General features: G+C 64.9%; 16 protein-coding genes. 1 reads left to right on the forward strand and 15 read right to left on the reverse strand.

Translation table 11 applies throughout. The features are described 5' to 3' along the window. The 5 genes from ACWI6D_RS01630 to ACWI6D_RS01650 all read right to left on the reverse strand — a co-directional run. A partial coding sequence (locus tag ACWI6D_RS01630; RefSeq protein WP_449133428.1) for a metallophosphoesterase family protein occupies window positions 1-236 on the reverse strand: 236 nt, incomplete at its 3' end. 3 nt (window positions 237-239) lie between these two features. Continuing rightward, window positions 240-1,751: a response regulator transcription factor gene (locus ACWI6D_RS01635; protein ID WP_449133429.1), complete on the reverse strand. Its 1,512-nt coding sequence runs from the start codon at window positions 1,749-1,751 to the stop codon at window positions 240-242. A 260-nt stretch (window positions 1,752-2,011) separates the two neighbouring features. Further along, a complete protein-coding gene (locus ACWI6D_RS01640) occupies window positions 2,012-3,757 on the reverse strand; it encodes an FAD-dependent oxidoreductase (RefSeq protein WP_417751311.1) in 1,746 nt (581 codons plus the stop codon). Then, entirely contained in the window at window positions 3,747-4,343 is a 597-nt protein-coding gene (locus tag ACWI6D_RS01645) for a cytochrome c3 family protein (protein ID WP_303251472.1), read from the reverse strand. Before ACWI6D_RS01645 ends, ACWI6D_RS01640 begins: the two co-directional genes overlap by 11 nt. Window positions 4,344-4,948: 605 nt before the next feature. Then, window positions 4,949-5,404, reverse strand: coding sequence for an Hsp20/alpha crystallin family protein (locus ACWI6D_RS01650; RefSeq protein WP_236648244.1), 456 nt, complete (start codon window positions 5,402-5,404; stop codon window positions 4,949-4,951). Between the two features lie 967 nt (window positions 5,405-6,371). Between ACWI6D_RS01650 and ACWI6D_RS01655 the strand changes: the two genes are divergently transcribed. Beyond that, complete coding sequence (locus ACWI6D_RS01655; RefSeq protein ID WP_449133430.1) at window positions 6,372-7,085, forward strand: NUDIX domain-containing protein; 714 nt, start codon at window positions 6,372-6,374, stop codon at window positions 7,083-7,085. A 194-nt stretch (window positions 7,086-7,279) separates the two neighbouring features. Here ACWI6D_RS01655 and ACWI6D_RS01660 read toward each other — a convergent pair whose 3' ends face one another. The 10 genes from ACWI6D_RS01660 to ACWI6D_RS01705 form a co-directional block, all read right to left on the reverse strand. After that, the gene (locus tag ACWI6D_RS01660) at window positions 7,280-7,579 is read right to left on the reverse strand and encodes a YerC/YecD family TrpR-related protein (RefSeq protein ID WP_129423372.1); all 300 of its coding nucleotides are present in this window, start codon (window positions 7,577-7,579) and stop codon (window positions 7,280-7,282) included. A gap of 93 nt (window positions 7,580-7,672) precedes the next feature. Further along, a complete protein-coding gene (locus ACWI6D_RS01665; RefSeq protein ID WP_449133431.1) occupies window positions 7,673-9,991 on the reverse strand; it encodes a carbohydrate-binding domain-containing protein in 2,319 nt (772 codons plus the stop codon). Next, entirely contained in the window at window positions 9,992-10,687 is a 696-nt protein-coding gene (locus tag ACWI6D_RS01670) for a DUF4956 domain-containing protein (protein ID WP_449133432.1), read from the reverse strand. Window positions 10,688-10,787: 100 nt separating this feature from the next. After that, window positions 10,788-11,591, reverse strand: a complete 804-nt coding sequence (locus ACWI6D_RS01675; RefSeq protein WP_449133433.1) for a VTC domain-containing protein — start codon at window positions 11,589-11,591, stop codon at window positions 10,788-10,790. A 382-nt stretch (window positions 11,592-11,973) separates the two neighbouring features. Next, window positions 11,974-12,717 carry a class I SAM-dependent methyltransferase gene (locus tag ACWI6D_RS01680; RefSeq protein ID WP_288285164.1) on the reverse strand — a complete coding sequence of 248 codons (744 nt, stop codon included), beginning with the start codon at window positions 12,715-12,717 and terminating at the stop codon, window positions 11,974-11,976. Between the two features lie 288 nt (window positions 12,718-13,005). Continuing rightward, window positions 13,006-15,774 carry a tRNA (adenosine(37)-N6)-threonylcarbamoyltransferase complex transferase subunit TsaD gene (gene tsaD / locus ACWI6D_RS01685; RefSeq protein ID WP_449133434.1) on the reverse strand — a complete coding sequence of 923 codons (2,769 nt, stop codon included), beginning with the start codon at window positions 15,772-15,774 and terminating at the stop codon, window positions 13,006-13,008. A 72-nt stretch (window positions 15,775-15,846) separates the two neighbouring features. Continuing rightward, window positions 15,847-16,497, reverse strand: a complete 651-nt coding sequence (gene tsaE / locus ACWI6D_RS01690; RefSeq protein WP_449133435.1) for a tRNA (adenosine(37)-N6)-threonylcarbamoyltransferase complex ATPase subunit type 1 TsaE — start codon at window positions 16,495-16,497, stop codon at window positions 15,847-15,849. A gap of 205 nt (window positions 16,498-16,702) precedes the next feature. Then, window positions 16,703-17,569 (reverse strand): bifunctional 5,10-methylenetetrahydrofolate dehydrogenase/5,10-methenyltetrahydrofolate cyclohydrolase, encoded by an 867-nt coding sequence (locus ACWI6D_RS01695; RefSeq protein ID WP_449133436.1) that lies wholly within the window; start codon window positions 17,567-17,569, stop codon window positions 16,703-16,705. A gap of 15 nt (window positions 17,570-17,584) precedes the next feature. Then, window positions 17,585-18,196 (reverse strand): cyclodeaminase/cyclohydrolase family protein, encoded by a 612-nt coding sequence (locus tag ACWI6D_RS01700; protein ID WP_449133437.1) that lies wholly within the window; start codon window positions 18,194-18,196, stop codon window positions 17,585-17,587. 376 nt (window positions 18,197-18,572) lie between these two features. After that, the coding region (locus tag ACWI6D_RS01705; protein ID WP_449133438.1) for a formate--tetrahydrofolate ligase at window positions 18,573-19,786 on the reverse strand (1,214 nt) is incomplete at its 5' end.

Here is a 19,786-nt window from a genome sequence, read left to right on the forward strand (position 1 = left end):
AGGAAACGAACGCCATCGATGACCGGATGGGCAAACCGCGTGACGCTTTTGCCGTACTCGTCGTAGTCGTTGTTGCCAAGCACCGCCGTGGTGGGCGCCAAAATTTGCAGCTCGCGCAAAATGCTAAGGTCGCAAATGTCACCCGCGTGAATGATGTGGTCGCAATACGCCATGGCGCCCAGCGCCGCCTCGGGCAGCCGCCCATGCGTATCGGAGATCAGCCCCACCAGCTTCATGCGCTACCCCTTCTCCACCAGGTCGATGAGGTCTTGGTGCGAATGGATGTCGAACTTCGCGTAAATGTGCTTAACGTGCGCTTTCACCGTGTTGCGCGACACCACCAGCTGCTCTTGGATGTACGCGCGGTCGCGGCCGCGTGCCAGCATCTGGAACACCTCAAGCTCGCGCGGCGTCAGGCCGTACTTGTCGGCCAACGCGGCGCAGCGTTCGTCGAACGTGGCCTTCGGCGCTTCCACCACAGCCGTTTCCACCGGCGTCACGCCGTTGATGACCTCGCGAAAGCTGAAGTTCTTCAGCCCGATAAGCGCGTAGCCCACGAACAGCAGGATCAGCAGGGCCGCGAACAGGTCGAACAGGGGCGTGCCCATGCCGGCCAGCGTGTTCGCGTGTACGCCCACCGCCGCGCCAAGCGTGCTGCCCAAGCTAGAGATGCCACGGCCCCACGCGAACGCCGCCACTGCGCCGCGGCTGTTGCGCGACGCCACGGCAATCAGCACCAGCCACGCCACCATATCAAACAGCGTGTTGCCCGACGACAGCAGCATCACCGTGGCAGTGCGCGAGCCAGCCAAATCCATGGTCATGGCCAAAAAGCCCGCCACAATCAGCAGCACGGAAATCTGAACCAGCAGGTCGGTGGAGAATTTCTTGCCTGACAGCAGCACCCATACGGCCACAACGGCCACGGGCAGAATCACGAAGAACGACGACAGCGGCGCGCCGGCCACCTCGCCGAAGCGCAGCGAGCAACCGAACGCCACGCGGAACAAAAACAGGCACACGAACAGCTGGCTGGCCAGCGGCAAAAACGACGACGGGCGCGTGACGGAGAAGTCGTGCGGCGCTTCGCCGTGCTGCGTTTCCTCAAGAATGGGGCGTGCATCTTTCCACGTCAGCGCCCAAGCGACAAAAGGTGCCACCAGGAAAAACACCACGCCAAACCACACGGGTAGCAACCACGCGAACGCCGATGCCACGCTTTGCGCCACGAAGGCCAGCGGGACCAGCACGCCCGCCTGGGCAGAGGACAGCCGCGACGCCGCGATGCCCGCGGCCAGAACGCACCAGGCGCGGCCAACCGCCAACGCACACGACGTCAGCACCAGCAACGGCGCGCTTCCCAACCCCAGCGCCAACGGAAGGGCGCAGCCTGCCGCCATAAGGGCAAGGATGCCCACGTTCAGCGCCCGCACATGCAAAAGCGCAGGCCGGAACGTTGCAAGCAAACCGATTGCTATAAGGACGACCGCGTTGGCCGTGATAGATATGTCGCGTGCATATGTGAACACCCCGTCGAAGAACGGGAACACCGACACGTTCATGAACGACGAGACCGAAAGCACCAGCGACAACGCGGCGAACGAGCGCCAAAACGCCGATGTGAGCAGATCGCGCGCAGCGAATCGATCGGGAGCCTGTGCCGCGGCGGCAAGGCCGGGGGACCCAGCGGGAGCGCGGAACGGCTTGCCGTCGGGACGGTCCGTTTCGGTATGCAGCTTATTCTCAGTCATGCCCGCATTCTATCACGCGGAAACAACGAAAGCGCCGCACACCCGAAGGTGCACGGCGCTCCATATATCGACCCACGCGAACGCTCATCGCGCCCGGGAAGGCAGCAGGCGAAGCGGGCGCCCGTCGCGCCGAGGCGACTTAAACGCAGGTCGAACGATGCGCAGCCCGCAAACCGGCGAGACGCCCTCGCTCCGCAAGCAAGAGGCGAACGGCTCAAGAGGCGCCGCGCCGCTCGGCTTAGGCCAAGCCCTGCCGGACCTTACGCCTGGCCGGTCGCCGCCAGCATGCCGGCGCGACGGCCTTCGACCATCGTGCGGCCGCAGGCCAGGCCCGTGAACAGGTTCGGGTAGCTGGTGCTGAAGAAGCCGCCCGAGCAGTCGCCGGCCATGTACAGGCCCTCGATCTCGGAACCGTCCTCGCGGAAGGGGTGCATGTTGGTGTCGATGCGCACGCCGTCGAGCGTGGCCAGGAACCATGCGCCTGTGCGGATGCCGTAGTACGGCGGGGTCTTCAGCGGCATCAGACGGTAGGGCTCCTTGTTGTAGTCCTCGTCCTTGCCGTTTTCCGCCATCTGGTTGTAGCGGTTGAACGTCTCCACGAAGTTGTCCACCGGGATGTTCAGCTTCTGCGCCAGCTCCTCGGGGGTGTCGGCCTTCTGCAGATACCCCTTCTCCAGCAGCGGATCGAAGAACATCTTCGGCATCAGGTTGACGCTCATGTTCGACGGGCTGCCGTTATCGAACGGGTACAGGCGGCAGCAGCCCACCTCGTTCATCTGCTTGACCTGCTCGACATAGTCGCTGTCGAAGATATCGCAGTAGGTGTGGCCGGGCTGCATGACGGCGGAGTGCAGCATGTAGTCGTACGGGCCGGACTCGTTGCAGAAGCGCTTGCCGTTGAGGTTGACCTTCATGAACGGCTGCTCGCCGAACCACCACCACTCGCCCACGATGCCGTCGCCGGCCTTCTCGTCGGGCTTGACGGCCGCGCGGTTGAACATGCATGCGGCGCCGATGGGGTCCATCTGGCCACCGGCCCACAGCGCGGCCTTGATGCCGTCGCCCGTGGGGTTGCCGCCGGTGCCGTTACGGCCGATGGAGATGCGCATCTTCTGGTTCCAAGGCTGGCGCGCCTCCATCATCTCCAGGTTGTTGCCGTAGCCGCCCGTCGCCAAGATGACGCCCTTGGGGGCGTTGATGCGGATGTAGTGGCGGTCGTTCACGTCGCGGGCGATGATGCCGATTACGCGGCCGTTCTCGTCCTGCTCCAGCTTGATGAGCTCGGTGGACCAGCGGAACTCCGCACCCTTCTCCTCGGCATACTCCTTGAGCGATACGCCGAAGTTGAAGTTCTTGTCCTCCTTGCCCTTGTCGGTCTTGTTCGGGCTGTGGCCGGTCGCCCACGCCTTGTCGCGCGCACCCTGGCCCTCCGTGCCGACGGAGCCTTCGAACTGCATGACCAGGCGACCGTCGCGCTCGACGATCTCGGTGAGCCAGTCGATCAGGGCGCCGGATTCGTTCGCCCACACCTTCACCAGGTCGTAGTTGATGAAGCCGTTGGCATAGCGGACGATGTCCTCCATGGCCTCCATCTTGTCGATCTTGAACTGCGGGTACTCGTCGAACGAGGCCAGCTGCAGCTTCGAGTCGATGGCGCCGATGTCCTCGCGCGGAGCAAGCACGGTCGGCGTGCGGTCGATGCCGAGAACCTTCGCGCCGTTCTCGGCGGCGGAGATGACGGCAGGCAGGCCGGCGGTGCGGCAGCCCACGACCAACACCTCGGTGTCGATGGTCTCGGTGATGTCGCGCTCGGCGACCTCGGGAGCCTGGCCCAGCCAGCTGGGCGTGCCGGGAACCTGGCCGGCGCTCGCGTTCACCGGCTCCTCGCCGGCAGGAACGGTGTAGCCGTTGCCGCAGCCGGTCAGCGCGCCCATTGCGGCGGCGCCGATAGCCGTGATGCCCGCGCCTTTGAGGAAGGTGCGGCGGTCGAGTCCGTTATGCTGCATTCGGGGCCTCCCATCCCTCGGGCATGTTCAGGTTGTGGCACTGGTTGCACATGAGAACGCTGGTCTCATGTGCCTTGTGGCAATCGCCGCACTCAAGCGCCAGGTCCTGGTGGCTGCTATGCGGGTTGTACTTCTCGTCGTTGCCCTCGAAGCCCCACGTTGCCGCCACGACGTCGTCCATGTTGTGGCAGCCGCTCTTCGCGCAGAACTCTTCGCTGGCCATGTCAGCGCCATCGGCCAGACGCGTACCGTCCTGGGTCATCGGGTAATCATCGGCAACCCACTTCATGGCCTCGCCCACCTGCTCGGTGATGATGGGTTCGTGGCAGCTGAGGCAGTTGTTGCCGGCCTCGGCGTGGGCGGTCACCAGCATGCCCTTGTCGCCGCTGTAGTACGTGTCCACATAGGTGTCCATGGGGCTGTGGCAAATGGAGTTGCAGAAGCTGGGCGTCTCGTGCCACACCCAAAAGCCTGCGCCTGCCACCACGATCACGGCAGCAATGACGCCACCGACGATCCAGCCGCGCTTGGCCTTGCGCTTCGGCGCCGGGGCGCCGGGCTGGGAAGCGTTGTTCTCTTCAGCCATTCGTTCCTCTCCTTCTCTCAGGGATCGGCAAGCTCGGTGGGTGCGACGGCGCCTTGAGGAAGGCGTCATGCGGCTGGTACCAGCAACCGCGATTGGCGAAACGACGCGCTGCACCGTGCTCCACCCACCGGGCTTGCCGTGGGGGCTCATTCGTCCCCGTTGACGCGCCTATCATGCGCCCACCGAGGTGCCCGCGCCTAGTACCCCCGTGGGGTGAAGTTGCGTTTCCGCAGGTGAGAAGCACGCAAGGTGACCGCAGGATGATGTGAGGGTAATGCCTTGAGAAAGGGCAAGCGGGCGCCAGGATGATGCCCGCGACACCTGCGGATGGCGTCTTGACAATTCAAGCCGCACGCGAAAAGCCCCTTCGCGGGCGAACCGCAAAGGGGCTTTCGAAGGAGAGTAAGAGAGGGAAAGAGGAGGATGAGCGCTCGGGCGCGGCCGCGCGCATGGCGCGCGCCGCGACCGTATCGGGAGCCGCGCTTTAAGCGGCGTCCCGTACCCGTGTCTGCCGGCACGGGTAAGCAAGATACCCGCCGCCACGCTCAAGCGGCGGGCCTTGCGGTCCGTGCCGCCCGATTGCTCAGGCGGCACACCGCAGGTAGTTAGTCGATGGAAATGGAGCGCGAGGTTTCGGGCTCAGGCTTTGCGACCTTCTTCGGCACATCGATCTGCAAGGTGCCGTTGTCGAACTTGGCTTTGATGTCGTCTTCCTCGATGTCGTCGCCAACATAGAACGTACGACTGCACTTACCGGTGAAACGCTCCTGGCGCACGTACGTGCCTTTCTTGTCCTTATCCTCGGACTCCTGCTTCGTTTCAGCGGTGACGGTCAGGTAGCCGTCCTTCAACTCAGCCTGCACGCCTTCCTTATCGAAGCCCGGCAGGTCGATGGTCAGTTCGAAGCCAGTGTCGGTTTCGCGGATGTCGGTGCGCATCAGGTTCGGTGCGGTCTTGACGCTCGGCGCAGCCATGGTGCCGAAGAAGTTGTCGAACGGGTCGGCCATCAAATCATTGAAAAAACGATTAGAACGAGGTACCAGCATGGACATCATTGTCATCTCCGTTTCCTAGGTGCGAAACCTTGCCGCTCAGCGCCGGTTGCCACGCGACCGAGGCGCCGTGCCTGCTTGCGCCGCCGAACGACCGGCTTTCGTACGCCTTGTCGACGCTCCGCAAGCCTATCGCCCGGCCCGCGCTTTGGCGGGCGGTTCGTTCCGCAACCCCTTGGTTGCTTTCGTTGCGGCCCCGCTTCGGGGTCCGCTCCTTTGAACAGTTATCGTTATAGTCCCTCCGTTAGCACTCTGCAAGCGAGAGTGCTAACGCGTTACCTTCGCGTCATTTTTGCGTCACAATTCGGGAACTTTTCACGAAACCGCCCGCGAAGTGGGCATGAAGGCGGCGTCTTCATGCGGCCTTCATCTTTCTTTAAGCTTGCTTTCAGCAGGATCCCGTACTATAAGACTCGTTCCTTTTCCCTTCCCTATGGGATTGCGTCCTTCCCATCCGCAATCCCGCAAGCGCGTCTTTCCCATCCGCGCTTGCTATCGCCGCGGAACTTCCCGTCCGCGGCGCAAATGAAGGGATGCGCGGGCTTCCCACCGCGCGTCCGCGGGGCGGCAGATTCTCCCATCCGCTGCCCCGCTTCCCTGACCAGGCCGCGTCTTCCCATCCGCGGCCCGGCTGCGGCGCAAGGCTTCCCACCTGCGCCGCAGCGTCTCTTTGGCGGCCGCGCTTCCCATTCTCGGCCGCCTTTTGCGTTTTTAGCCCCGTGCGCCCATGCGAACGCACGAGTACCCACGCGATCGCGCAAGCAAGATGTCGCCAGCGAACAAGCGCGTAGGCACGCGAGTGCCCGCCATCCAGCAAGCACACGGCGGATCCTTCCCCATCCAACCAGCAACAACCGCACGCAGCGGATCCCGAAACGCCATGCTCGCCGAGCACGGCGCGCATCCTGCGCACTTCGCGCGCGATGCGGGGCTTGCTTGCGCTACCATGGTTGCGACCAACGCGAAAGGACGAATCATGCAGCGAGAAACGCCCCAACTGAAGAACGTCGAGCAGGTTTCCGAAGGATGGGTCAATAAATATGTGCTGACGTACGTGCTGCCCGACGGCACCGATTATCAGTACGAAGCCGTGTCGCGCAAGGGCCTGGATGCCTACCGCACCGAGCTTGAACGCCTGGGCAAGCGCAGCGACGCCGCCATTGCCGCCGTTGACGCGGGCGCCGAGGACTTCGGCGCATCTGTGCTCGAAGAGGCCGAAGGCGTGGCGAACCTGGCCGAGAAGCGCGTGGCCGACGCCGTGTCCATCGTGCCCGTCACGCGCCGCAACGAGTTGGTGCTTATCCGCGAGTTCCGTTACCCGCTGAACAGCTGGGTCATCGGCCTGCCCGCCGGCCTGGTGGAGCCCGGCGAAAGCTACGCCGACGCCGTTGACCGCGAGTTGCGCGAGGAAACGGGCTACCGCCTGCGCTCCGACATCCCCAAACCGGCCGCCATTGATCCGCTGCCGCAATCGGGCCGCTCATCCACCGGCATGAGCGACGAAAGCGTGCTGACCGTGTTCGCCCAGGTGGAGAAAGACGAAGAGCAACACACCGAACGCGGCGAACTTATCGAGGTGTTCACGCTGCACCTGCGCGACGTGCAGCGTTTCCTGAAGCAGAACCAGCTTCCGCTGGGCACACGTTTGCAACTGGTGCTGGAAATGTTCGCGCGTAGCACCGACTTCTAGCGGTCGCTGCCGCCCACCGCTTAACGATCGGGCGGCAACAGCCCTTGGGGCAATGCGAGCGAAAGGAAGCCTCGTGTCGGCCCCTTTTTCGCTCGCTGTTTCAGGCAGCCGTCATCTCATCTATTCCCAAACGCAACGTGGCCAGGCACCTTGAAAGGCGCCCGGCCACGCGTTTTTTCTGGCTGTTCTGGTTGTTACTTGCCTTTGCGCAGGTCATCCAGCACGTTGAGCGCGGCGTTGTAACCACCCGCCCCGTAGCTTAAGCATTTCGACACGCGTGCGATGGTGGTTGCGGATGCGCCCGTGGCCTTTTCGATGGAAGCATACGAGTTGCCCGCGTCAAGCTGGCGCGCCACGGCCAGGCGCTGCGACGTTTCGCGGATTTCGCGCACCGTGAACAGGTCTTCAAGCAGCTGGAAAATGGTGTCCTTGTCGTCAAGGGCGGACAACACCGCCAGCAGGTCTTCGACCTCGGGGGTACGCAGCTCGCTCATGCCATCACCTTTCCTGCACGCTTCACGGATAATGCTGCTTCTATTGTACTCCAACCGAGTAGAGTGCTAAAGAACTCCGCAATCGGGAGGCTTTTAGCGGCACTGGACGCGCACGTCGCCGGCCTGGCCGGCGACCATGGGGCCGCCGCCTTGGCCCAGCCCGCCAAGGCCCGAGCTTGCCGTGCAGCTGGCGGTAATAGCGGTCTCGCTGCCGCCCGAAACCGTGCCGGAATCGGCGTAGCCATCGGCATTCGCGCCCTCGACGCTACCGCCGACGACCAGCGAGTATTCGCCGCCCTCGGTAAACGCAGGGCTGGACGCCAGCGCCATGCCGAACTGCTTCGGGGCTGTAAACGACGCCACCACGCTACCGCTTGCGTCCACCACGGCAACCGTCTGACCTGCAGTTCCGCTAGTCGCAGCCATGGCGAAAGCCTGCGTACCGCTGGTGAAGTTCTGCGCCATGCCCGTAGAGCCCACCATCAACACGGTACCGCCGTTGACCGTGGCCGTTAGGTCGTAATCGAACGCGCCATCACCGCTGCTGGTGGGACCAGCCACCAGCAGCACGCCGCCGTTGACCTCCACGCTGCCGTTGCTGTCAACGCCGTCGCCGGCCGCATTCACCACCAGGTAGCCACCATTGATTTGGATGAGGCAGTTCTCATCGCCCATGGTCATGTCGCCGCCCTGACCGCCTTTGCCACCTTGAACTGCGCCTTCAGCGAAGGCGTTGTCGGGAGCGCCGCCGTTTGCCGCCGCCTCGCTGCCATCGGGAGGCGTGGGCGCGTTGCCGCCTGGGCCGCGCTGGCCGGCGGCATCGCCTGCGAATGCGGCGTTGCCGGCCGCTGCGGAATCGGCGTTCGCGGCCGCACCGTCGCCCGCCGCATCGCGCGCGCCTGTTTCTTCGCCGGCACCGCCCTTGCCCATGCCGGCGTCGCCCGCCACGCCGAGGTCGCCAGGCGCTTCGCCGTTGGGAAGCGTGTTGCTGGTAGTGTCGGTATCCGAGCTGTCGGACAGGTCGGCTGCGCTGGCGTTCACGCCATCATCGCTAGCCGCGATGTGGGTTTCGCCGTCGTTCACGTAAATCTTCTCGGCCTCGTAGCCCTCATAGCAGCTGGTCACGTCAACGGTGCCGCCGTCGACCGTCAGCTTCGTTTCCGCGTGGAACGCGTCGTCGCCTGCGTCAACTGTCAGCATGCCGCCCAGCAGATGCATCTCCAGGTCGGAATGGGACGCGTCGTCGTTGGCCGCAACCGTCAAGGTGCCGCCAGCCACGCGCACCAGCGTTTTGGCCTGCACCGCGTCGTCGCCCGCCCGGATGTCGAACGTGCCGCCGTCGATGCTGACGAAGCCCTTCGTCGGCTTGCTGTCCTTGTTCGACTTGATACCGTCGCCGCCTGCCGCAATGGAGAACACGCCGTCGCGAATCTTCACGCTGTCGCGCCCGCGCAGACCGTCTTCCACTGCGGAGATGTTGTACGTTCCCGATACAACGGTCAGGTCATCCTTCGAGCACACCGCATGGTGATATGCCGCGGTCACGTTCAGGGTGCCGCCGCCGTTCAGCGTCAAGTCGCAACAGCTGAACAGCGTAGCGTACGGCTCGTCGGAATCGGCCTCAAGCGCGTAATCAGCGCCATCAGTCAGCGTGTTCTCGGTATCATCGGCCAAGGTCATGAAGCATTTATCCGCATTCTGCACGTACATTGCCGGCCCGTCTTCGTTATGGATGGTCGCGCCTGCAAGCACCAGCTGCACCTTGTCGTCATCGCCCGCGGCCACCAGCAGCTGCCCGTCGGTCAGCTCACCCGTAACCACGTACGTGCCCGCCGCCGTGATGGTGACGCCGTCGGCGGAAGCGGTTGCGCCCGAGCCGGAAATTGTTGCGGAATCGCCCTCGAGCGTGATGGCGGTGGCAGCTGACGCGTCGCAGGACGCATCAAGGTCGCGCTTGGAATAGTCCAGGTCAAGCGCGCTTTCGTCGAAGTCAGCCGCCACATCTTCGAACGATGCGTACTCCGTCTCCTCCGCATCGCCCGACGTCTCCGCAGCCGTTACGGACGCGGCCGAGTTTTCCGCATCCGCCGACGATGCCTGGCCCGCCGCGCAACCGTTCATCAACAGCATCGCGCACAACGCCAGCATCACCACCCCGCCGCACGCAAACCGCACCAACCCGCGCACGTCGGTGCACGCAGGTGCAACAGCGGCGGCCGAACCGCCAGCGCCAACAGTTTCCGCAGGCCAAACGCTTATTGCAGCGTTGTCGTCCGCCCCAGTCGCAGCGCCCGAAATGTCCAACACGCCCACGGCGCCTTCGTCAATTGCCGCCGAACCTTCCGCAGGCGCAGCAACAGCTTCCGCAGCGGCCTTCTTGCTCGCGTCGTCATGCTTTGCCAACCGCATCATTTACAGCACCTCCCTTGTCACTTGCGCATTGCCCAGGCTTACCTTCAGGTTGCCGTTCAGACGGCGCACCTCGTCCATCAGGCGTTTCTCCGTTCCCACCTGCGCCAGGCGCACGTGGTATTCAAGCTGATACAGGCTGCCCATGTTCATGGTGCGCACCTCGGTCAGCTCGTGTTCGCTGGTGTAACAGCCAAGCACGTCGTCGAACATGCCGTCGAACTCCAGGTCCTCGGGCACCGTGACGCGCAGCACCTTCGCCGGCTCCTGCGGACGGCCGAACGGCGACAGCACATACGCCACGTTCACGATGCCCACGATGATGGTGAACAGCACGGCCAACGCGATGAATCCCATGCCCGTGGCCAGGCCGATGGCCATGGCAAGAAAAACGCTGCCGATGTCTTTCGCGCTGCCGGGGATGCTGCGGAATCGCACGAGGTTGAACACGCCCATGACGGCGATACCCGCGCCAAGGTTGCCGTTGACCAGGGTGATCACCATCTGTACGATCAGCGGCAGCAGCGCCAAGGTCACCACGAAGTTCTTTGAGTAGTTGTGCCGGAACATGTAGATGCACGCCACGGCCGCGCCCAGCACGATGGACGCCGCGCAGCACATGAGGAAGTCAACAGTGGAAACGCTTGCCACCAGGGAATCGGTCGTTCCGAAGACCGAGGTCAAAGCTGCATCAAGCACAGCAGTTCTCCTTTCGGGTTGGGATTACGCAAGAATGCGGAAGCTGCGCACGGTGCGATCGGAAGGGCTTGCGGGCACGCCGCAAGCGATGCGCAAAGGGCTATGCAATCGCCGCGGCCGCGCTGTTGCAATTGGCAGCCGCACGCTCAACGGCCTCATAGGCGGCGCCGTACTTGCTGAACGAAGACGGGAACGCCGCACAGCCGTTCAGCGCCTCGACCAGCCACGATGGGAACGCCGCGCCCGTTTTCACTTCCATGATCACCTCGCCGAGGCCCAGCAGCGGGTGATACGACTCATCGAAGTGTTTTCCGGAAGCCATGGCATCGCGATACGACACGCCCGCGTCGAATGTGATGCGCAGCCCCTCGGCATCGCCGCCCGGCACCGGCGCGTACGCCGTGCGCTCGCACACGATGTACATGGACGGACGCAAGTTGCGGTAGCGCGCCACGAACGAGTCGATCTCGCGCGCTATCTGGAGGCTGCGCGGCGCCAAGGCTTCAACCTGCTGCAACGGATCCGCCAGCGGGTTCATTGCGCACGCGTTCTCGTACGGCACGCCTCCCATCAGGTACGACAGCGCCGCCGCCTGCGAGCAGCCCACGCGACGCTTGTACACGATGCCGTCGTACTTCTTCTTGATTTCCACGTACACGCGCTCGGACTGCAGCGGCGTGCCGTACGAGCGCACGCGCAACTTCTCCTTGTACAGCGGTTTTTCCAGGCTCCGCGCAATCAGGTCGCGGCTTGGCGTGTCGAAGTACAGGCTGGTGATGCGCGTGCGGCCGTATTCGTCAGCGGCCATACGGCCAGCCAGCGCATCGAGCACGCAACGATGCTGCTTCGCGTTTAAGCGGTATTTGACCTCTTTGCGTTCAAAGGTGTCGGTGAATGAAGCCATCGTTGTTCCTTCCGGCGGGCGGTGCGCCCAATCGCAGGGGCAAGTTCGAGGCTTGATACTACCCAGGTGTCCTTAAAGTTGCCTGAAACCTGGAAGGACGGCAACCTACGCACTTCGCAAGGGCTTGAAACGCCAACTGAGAATGAACGCCCAGCAGAAGGCGCGCGAAGTGCGCAGCCCCCCCCCGAGCGCGCGATGCAGACGCGCTCCGGAATCCCCGCCATGGAGCGCATCGCACAGCCCCGGCATTTCGGCCTGCGCGCAGCAAAAAGCCCGCGAGGTTCGCGGGCTTTCGGGTTGCTTGCTATTCGGTTCGCTGCGGGCTGCGGTTCGCTCTACGAGCTACGGCACTGGTTGCAGTTCGTTATCCGCAAGCGGTTCGCTATTCGGGCTTTTTCGCCACGTGAACTGCGGCGATGCCGCCGGTATAGTTCTTCCAGGTCACATCGGTGAAGCCAGCTTGCTCCATCATGCGCGCCAGCCCCTGCTGATTCGGGAACGCCTTGATGGACTTCGCCAGGTACACGAAGCCGTCGCGGTCGCCGGTGATGAGGCCGCCCCAGAACGGAATAAGGTGCTTCAGGTAGAAGTTGTACAGCGCGCGCCACACCGCGTTCGGCGGCGTGCTAAATTCCAAGCACACCAGACTGCCGCCAGGCTTGAGCACGCGGAACATTTCCGCCAGCGCGCGCGGGCGGTCGGGCATGTTGCGGATGCCGTATGCCATGGTGATGGCATCGTAGCTGGCGTCGGCGTACGGGATGTTTTGCGCGTCCACCACCTCGAAGTCCACGGGTACGCCGTCGGAAGCGCCGTCGGAATAGTGCGCGCGGGCCACGTCGAGCATCTCGTTCACCAGGTCGGTGCACTGGATGTGACGCGGGTGCTTGGCGCGCGCCACGGTGAAGCTGACGTCGCCCGTGCCGCCGGCGATGTCCAGCACGTCATCGTTTGCGCTGATGGGAGCCTGCTTCATCATACCGGCCAGCCACAGCTTGTACGCGCCGAAGCTGGAGATGGCATTGAAGCGCTCGTACTTTTTCGCGATGGTGGAGAAGATGTCCTTCACGCGTTCGGACGAAATCTCGGCCGGCGCTTCCTTGCCGGTGGCGGTATCGATGGCCATGCGGTTGTGCTCCTTGCGTATCGTGCGGCGCCCGGCGAACCCGGGCGCGTTCATCAAGCTGGCCCTGAGCGGGCCGTTCGTTCGACATTCCAGTATAGCCGTTCGCACAGCCGCGCCGCGCGTTCGGCATGAAGCGAACACGCAAGCTGCGGTTGCGACGACGCAGCGACCGAGGGTCAGCGAAGGGGCGCGGCCGCGCAACCCGCGCAAGGCGCAAGCGGCAAAGTCACGCCCATCAGGCAAAACGCCGACGAGGGCCGTGTTCGCAAAGCCTCGGGGCGCGAGCTGCTAGTACTCCTGCTCTAGGTCCGCGTGCGCCTGCGCATCGGTTTCAAGGCCGTAGAACTTCCCTTGGCGGAAACGGTCGAGCGCCACCAGGGCGATCATGCCGGCGTTGTCGCCGCAGGCGGAAAGCGGGGGCATGACCAGGCGCACGTGCAATTTCGCGCACAGCTTCTCGTACGCGGCGCGCAGCACGGGGTTCGCAGCCACGCCGCCCCCCAGGCAAAACGTCGGCGCACCTGTTTGACGCAGCGCCATCTCGGCCTTCTTCACCTGCACGTCCACCACAGCCGCCTCGAAGCTGGCGCAGATGTCGGGCATGTTCAGCGGTCTGCCGGCGGCGCGCTCGTTGTTGATGTACGTGACCACGGCGGTTTTCAGGCCCGACAGGCTGAAACGCATGTCGCCGGAGTGCATCATCGCGCGCGGAAACGCGATGGCCTTCGGATTGCCCTTCGCGCCCTGCGCCGACACCACCGGCCCGCCCGGGTAACCCAGGCCCAGCGCCTTGGCAACCTTGTCGAACGCCTCGCCCACCGCGTCGTCGATGGTGGCGCCCAGCACACGGTAATCGCCCCAGTCGCGCATGTGCACCAGCATGGTGTTTCCACCGCTGACCAGGGAAACCACCGCCGGCGGAGCGAAATCGGGCGCGCCGATCTTGTTCGCGTACAGGTGGCCTTCCAAGTGGTTCACGCCCACCAGCGGCTTGTCGGCTGCCCAAGCCGCGCCCTTGGCGAACGCCACGCCAACCACGAGCGCGCCCACAAGGCCCGGCGCGTACGTCACGCCCACGCCGTCAAGGTCCGCCCAGGTCAAGCGCGGCATACCCAGGCGTTGCGCCGCCACGTCGAGACATTCGTCGCACACGCCGCAGATGGCCTCGATGTGCTTGCGGCTGGCAATTTCGGGCACAACGCCGCCAAAGCGGGAATGGAAGTCGATCTGGCTTGCCACCACATCGGACAGCAGATTGCCCTCGCCGTCGACGATGGCCGCCGCCGTCTCGTCGCACGAGCTTTCGATAGCCAGCACAAGCGGGCGCACCAGCTTGGCCGCGGGCTCGGCGGCAACCTGGGCGTTGTGCGCCTCGTCCACGCGCAAGTGCATGCCCGCGACATCGACCTGGTGAGGTGCGGGCTCAGAGTCGGCAGCAGATGCCGCGCTCACTTCGCTATGCGAGCCTTCGCTGCAGGGGACATTTGCGCAGGTGGCCGCCGCGTCGCCGCCTTCGCGCACGGCACGCAGCGCGCGGTCGCTTGCGGCTGCCGAAACGGTGGACCCGCCGATCACGCCTTGCAGCGGGCCTTCCATGATGACGGCGTCCTCACGATCGGAATAGTAGCGCGGACGCTTGCCGATCGAATGCATACCCAACGATTCGTAGAATGCCTGCGCACCCGCGTTCGAAGCGCGCACTTCAAGCGAGCACGTGGTGGCGCCCAGGTCACGAGCGTCGGAAGCCACGCGCGAGATAAGCGTGCGCGCAATACCGCGACGACGCCACGCCGGATCAGTGCCGATCTTGAGGATTTGCACCTGCCCGTCCACGATCATGCCGCCCGCATAGCCAACAAGCTGCAGCCCGTCGCCCGCAGCAGCAAGCGAAGGTGTCGGCGCCGCACCATCGCCATCAGGGGAAACGCCATCGGATACGCCGGAAGCGCCAGCCTGCGCCGGGCGCGCGATCGCAGACGAGGAAAGCGCCCCGTCAGCACCTTCGCCTTCGCCAGCCTGCGCCGGCGCGTATGCCGCCCACCACGTGCGGTCGGGGCGCGGAAGCTCGTCGGCAACCAGCGCCGCGTTCCACGCATCCGAGCCCATGACCTGCGCTTCCATAGCCGCAACCGCTTCGGCATGCGCCGCGTCGAGCGGCTTGTACGTGATGCCGTGCTCATCGGCGCGCGCGTTGAGCACGGCCGTGTCGTGCATGGTGGCGCGCTGATCGCGGCGCGGCGCCACGTCCTGCACGCCCGTGGCCAGGTTCTTCGGGTCGTTTTTCGCCAGGCGAATGCGCTCGTTTTCCTCGGCGTCGGACAGACGCGTGTACACCGGCAGCAGAAAACCCGGGTTGTGACGCGCCGCGTCGAACGGGTCGGCCTGGCCCGCGCGCCACGCCGCCTGCAGCGCCAGCAGCAGCCCGGTGCCCGTGGGCGCCCACAGCTCCTCGGGCAGCAACGCGCCCGTCGGCGCGAACAGCTCCGCGTACTTCTTCAGCCCGTCGCCCGTAAGCGAAAGCGTGCCCGCCGCAGTGCCATCGGCACCGGCAGCGCCGCCTTCGCCAGCTAGATCCTCGGCTGCCACCTGGGCTTTCACCACGCGGTCGGCTTCCAGGCGCTGCACGCCCGCATCATCAAGCGTATAGCGAACGGGATACACCTCGCGGCGCATGGCGTCGGCCACCACGGCCACGGCGCCACGCGCGCCCGCAGCCCACGCGTGCCACGCCACCGCGTCAAGCGACGACACGCCCACCAGCGCCACGCCAAGCGCCTGCGCGATGCCCTTCGCCGTGGCCATGGCGATGCGCACGCCCGTGAACGACCCCGGACCGCGCCCCACGCACACGCACGCAAGCTGCTCACGGCTGATGCCAGCGTCTCGCAGCAGGGCGTCCACGCGCGGCAGCAGCTGCGTGTTCGACGCTCGGCGGGCCTCAACTTCCAGCGTTGCCACCGGCTCGACCGCGCGCTCGCGCGCATCCAGCCGCCCCAGGCCCATGGCGATAACCTCGTTCGCCGTATCGAACGCCAGCACATATGCAGCTTCAGGCACAGCACTCCCCTTGCTTCTTGATTTCAGTTACAAACAACGGGCAGTCGAACACGCAACCGCCCTCCAACGCGGCTATGCGTCCCTTGACGCGCGACCCGCATCCCCATCGGTGTCGGAAGCCGTTTCACCTGCGGAAACGCTAGCATCTTCAACGCGAATCGGCGGAATGGACCCCGTGGTCATGGGCGCACCGCCCGGCAAGATGAACCCGCCGGCGTTCGCCGTGGTCTTCGACAGGCGCGCCTTCGAGTCGTTCGCCCACACGGTCAGGAGCTGGCGCGCGCGGTTGCCCAGCGCGTGCGCGATGATGCGGCGACCGCCCTCGGGCGTCACCAGGATGCGCACCTCAAGGTAGCCGTACGGCAGCGCGCCGGGGAACTTCTCGCCCCACTCGATGAACGACACGCCATCGGCGTCGATGACGTCGTAGTACCCCGTGTTCTCCAGCTCGTCCGCATCGTCAAGGCGATACAGGTCGAAGTGGTACAGCGGGATGCGCCCGTCGTGGTATTCCAGCAGGATGTTGAACGTGGGGCTGGTCACCTGCGCGGAAACGCCCAGGCCAGCCGCCACACCTTGCACAAATTGGGTTTTGCCGGCGCCCAAATCGCCCGAAAGCACGACGACGTCGCCCGGATGCAGGTACGGCGCCAGCGTTTCAGCCAGCTGCTTCGTGCTTTCCGTCGAGTCGGTTTTACGTGCGTATGTCAGTCCGTTAGCCATAATGCAGCCATGATACGACAACGCGCAACAACTTGCACCCCTGCCACGAAAACGGCGAACAAGCAGGGAAAAGAAGCGGCGGATGGGACAGACCGCACCGCAAAAACGGGGAGGAGCCGCTGCCCCTCCCCGTTGAAATCGTGGAACCTGTTACGGAACCCGACAAACGACCCGTCCCTTTGTCATGTCCCTTAGCTGGCCGGCCCTATTTCACCTGTGCGGCCTTCAGTTGCGCCTCCGCTGCTGCCACGGTGTGCTCCATAGTAAGGCTGGTGGTGACGGTGCCCACGCCGCCGGGCACGGGCGTGATGGCGTCCACGATGGGCTCGACCACCTCGAAGTCCACGTCGCCGCACAGCTTGCCGTACGCGTCGAAGTTGATGCCCACGTCAAGCACCGTCTGACCTGCGCGGAAGTACTCGCGGCCATACGCGCGGGCCCGGCCCGTGGCGCAGATGACGATGTCGGCCGAGCGCGAAATCTCGGGCAGGTTTTCGGTGCGGCTGTGGCAGATGGTGACGCTGGCGTTGCGGCGCAGCAGCATCATGGACACCGGCTTGCCCACCACCAGGCTGCGGCCGATCACCAGCACATGCTTGCCGGCGATGGGCACCTGGTAATGCTCGAGAATTTTCACGCACGCCGCCGCCGTGCACGGAGGGAACCCGTCGGGCGCGTCGGTGAACACGGCCGCCAGCGACGCCAGCGAAATGCCGTCGACGTCTTTCGCCGCGGCTAGCGTGTTGCACATGGCCTTCTCGTCCATGAACGTGGGCAGCGGGCGGAACATCAGGCAGCCGTGCACTGTCTTGTCGTAGTTGATGGACTGCAGCGTGGCTTTAAGCGCCGCCTCGGGGGCGAACTCGTCCAGCACGTACGGCTTCGTGTTGATGCCCAGCCCAGCGGCGCGTTTCACCGCCGTTCGCTCGTAGGACAGGTCGTCGGGGCGCTGCCCCAGGCGCACCAGCGCCAGCGTGGGCACAACGCCCTGCTCGCCCAGCGCCGCGATGCGCGCACGCATGTCCTCCGCCATGCTGTCGACGACGGGTTTTCCTTTTAGCAACGTTGCCATACGTCCAGGTCTTCCTTACGAAATAGCGTCTTTCACGAACGCGAACACCTCGTCGCAGCGCTCGCGCGTCTTCGCGACCAGGCGATCCGCCTCCTTGCGATAGCCCTCGGCCCGCTCATCGTCGGCCATAGAGGCCACGTTGATGTACACGTTCAAACTGGCGCCGTCCACCGCCGCCCGCGCGAACGCCGCAGCCACGCCCGCATCGCTGCGCGCCATGCGGCTGCCGTTGTACGCCAGAAACTCGGTGTGGTCCACCACGGCCGCGGCCGTGCGCATGATGTCAAGCGGCACCTCGCACGCGCCCACCAGCGCAGCTTGGATGGCCGCCTCTTTCGCAGCCTGCTGCTCGGGCGTGTCCTTCGGCATGCGATAAGCCGCCGCCAGCGGGCCGAACGCCTGCGCATCCTCGCCCACCAGCTCAAGCAGGCGGCGACGCAGCGCCGCAAGCTTCTCAAGGCGCATGTACACCTCGGGCTCCACCTGCGCAAACGACTTCTTGCCAACCGTCAAGTTGCCCACCATGGAGGCAAGCGCGGAAGCCAGCGCCCCGCAATACGCGGAAGCCCCGCCACCGCCCGGCGTAGGAGCCGCCGAAGCAAGTTCTTCAACGAACGAAGTGTCCATGCATTCCCTTTCGATATCCCCATCGTAGTGTCCCGCGAGTGCCCGATGGCCGTTTTCGGTCGAGCTTTCGCTCGACCCTACAGACGGCTTCCGGAAACGTCTCCGCAAGCCGCACGCGAATGGTTTCCGGAAACGTCTCCGCAAGTCATACGCGAGTGGCTTCCGAAAACAATCCCGCAGGTCAACCTCTTTCTTCCGCCAAAGCAGTCTGAAAGATCGACCTCAGGTCCAGCAACCACCACGAGCAAGTTGGCCAAGGCGGAGGTCGGGCGATGCCCACAAAGCGAGTTCCGCACGAGCCAAAAGCCCCAGTGGGGCTTTTGCGCGAGCAGGACTGTCTGAGCGACTGGGCGTCGCCCGCCCTCCGCCGCCGGGCCTAGAACAGCCCCGTGATTTTGCCGGTTTCGTCTACGTCGATCTTGAAGGCTGCGGGGCTTTTGCCCAGGCCCGGCATGGTCATGATGTTGCCCGTCAGCGCCACCACGAAGCCGGCGCCGGCGCTTACCTTGACGTCGCGCACGGTGATGCGGAAGCCGCGCGGCGCGCCAAGCTTCGTCTGGTCGTCGCTGAAGCTGTACTGCGTCTTCGCCATGCACACCGGCATGTCGCCAAAGCCCAGCTTCTCCAGTTTCGCCAGCTCCTTGGCCGCCTTCGCCTCGAAGTCGACGCCGTCGGCGCGGTAGACGCGCTTCGCGATGGCCTCGATCTTCTCGCGCAGGCCCAGCTCGCCATCGTACGCGAACTCGAACGTGTCGGCGCTGCGGCCGGCCTCGTCGCCCTGCTCGCACAGGCGCACCACCTCGTCGGCCAGCGCCAGGCCGCCTTCGCCGCCCTTGGCCCACACCTCGGACAGCGCCACGTTCACGCCCAGTTCGCGGCACTTGTCCTCGACCAGCTTCAGCTCGGCCTCGGTATCGGTGGGGAAACGGTTGATGGCAACCACGCACGGCAGCTTGTACACGTTCGTGATGTTCTCCACGTGCTGCAGCAAGTTGGGCAGGCCCGCCTCAAGCGCCTCAAGGTTTTCCTCGCCCAGCTGGTCTTTCGCTACGCCGCCGTGGTTCTTCAGCGCGCGCACGGTGGCCACAACCACCACGGCGTCGGGCTTGAGCCCCGTCAGGCGGCACTTGATGTCCAGGAACTTCTCGGCGCCCAGATCAGCACCGAAACCAGCCTCGGTGATGGCGTAGTCGCCCAGCGCCAACGCCATGCGCGTGGCCATGATGGAGTTGCAGCCGTGCGCGATGTTGGCGAACGGGCCGCCGTGCACGAACGCCGGCGTGCCCTCAAGCGTTTGCACCAGGTTCGGCTTCAGCGCGTCTTTCAGCAGCGCGGCCATGGCACCCTCGGCGTGCAGGTCGTGCGCGGTGACGGGCTGATCGTCGTAGGTGTAGCCCACCACGATGCGGCCGAGGCGTTCCTTCAGGTCGGTGATGGAAGTGGCCAGGCAGAAGATGGCCATGACCTCGCTGGCCACGGTGATATCGAAGCCGTCCTCGCGCGGCACGCCGTTGGCCCTGCCGCCCAGGCCGCACACGATGTTGCGCAGCTGGCGGTCGTTCATGTCCACGACGCGCTTCCACGTGATCT

This window comes from Senegalimassilia sp. (genome assembly GCF_977052095.1).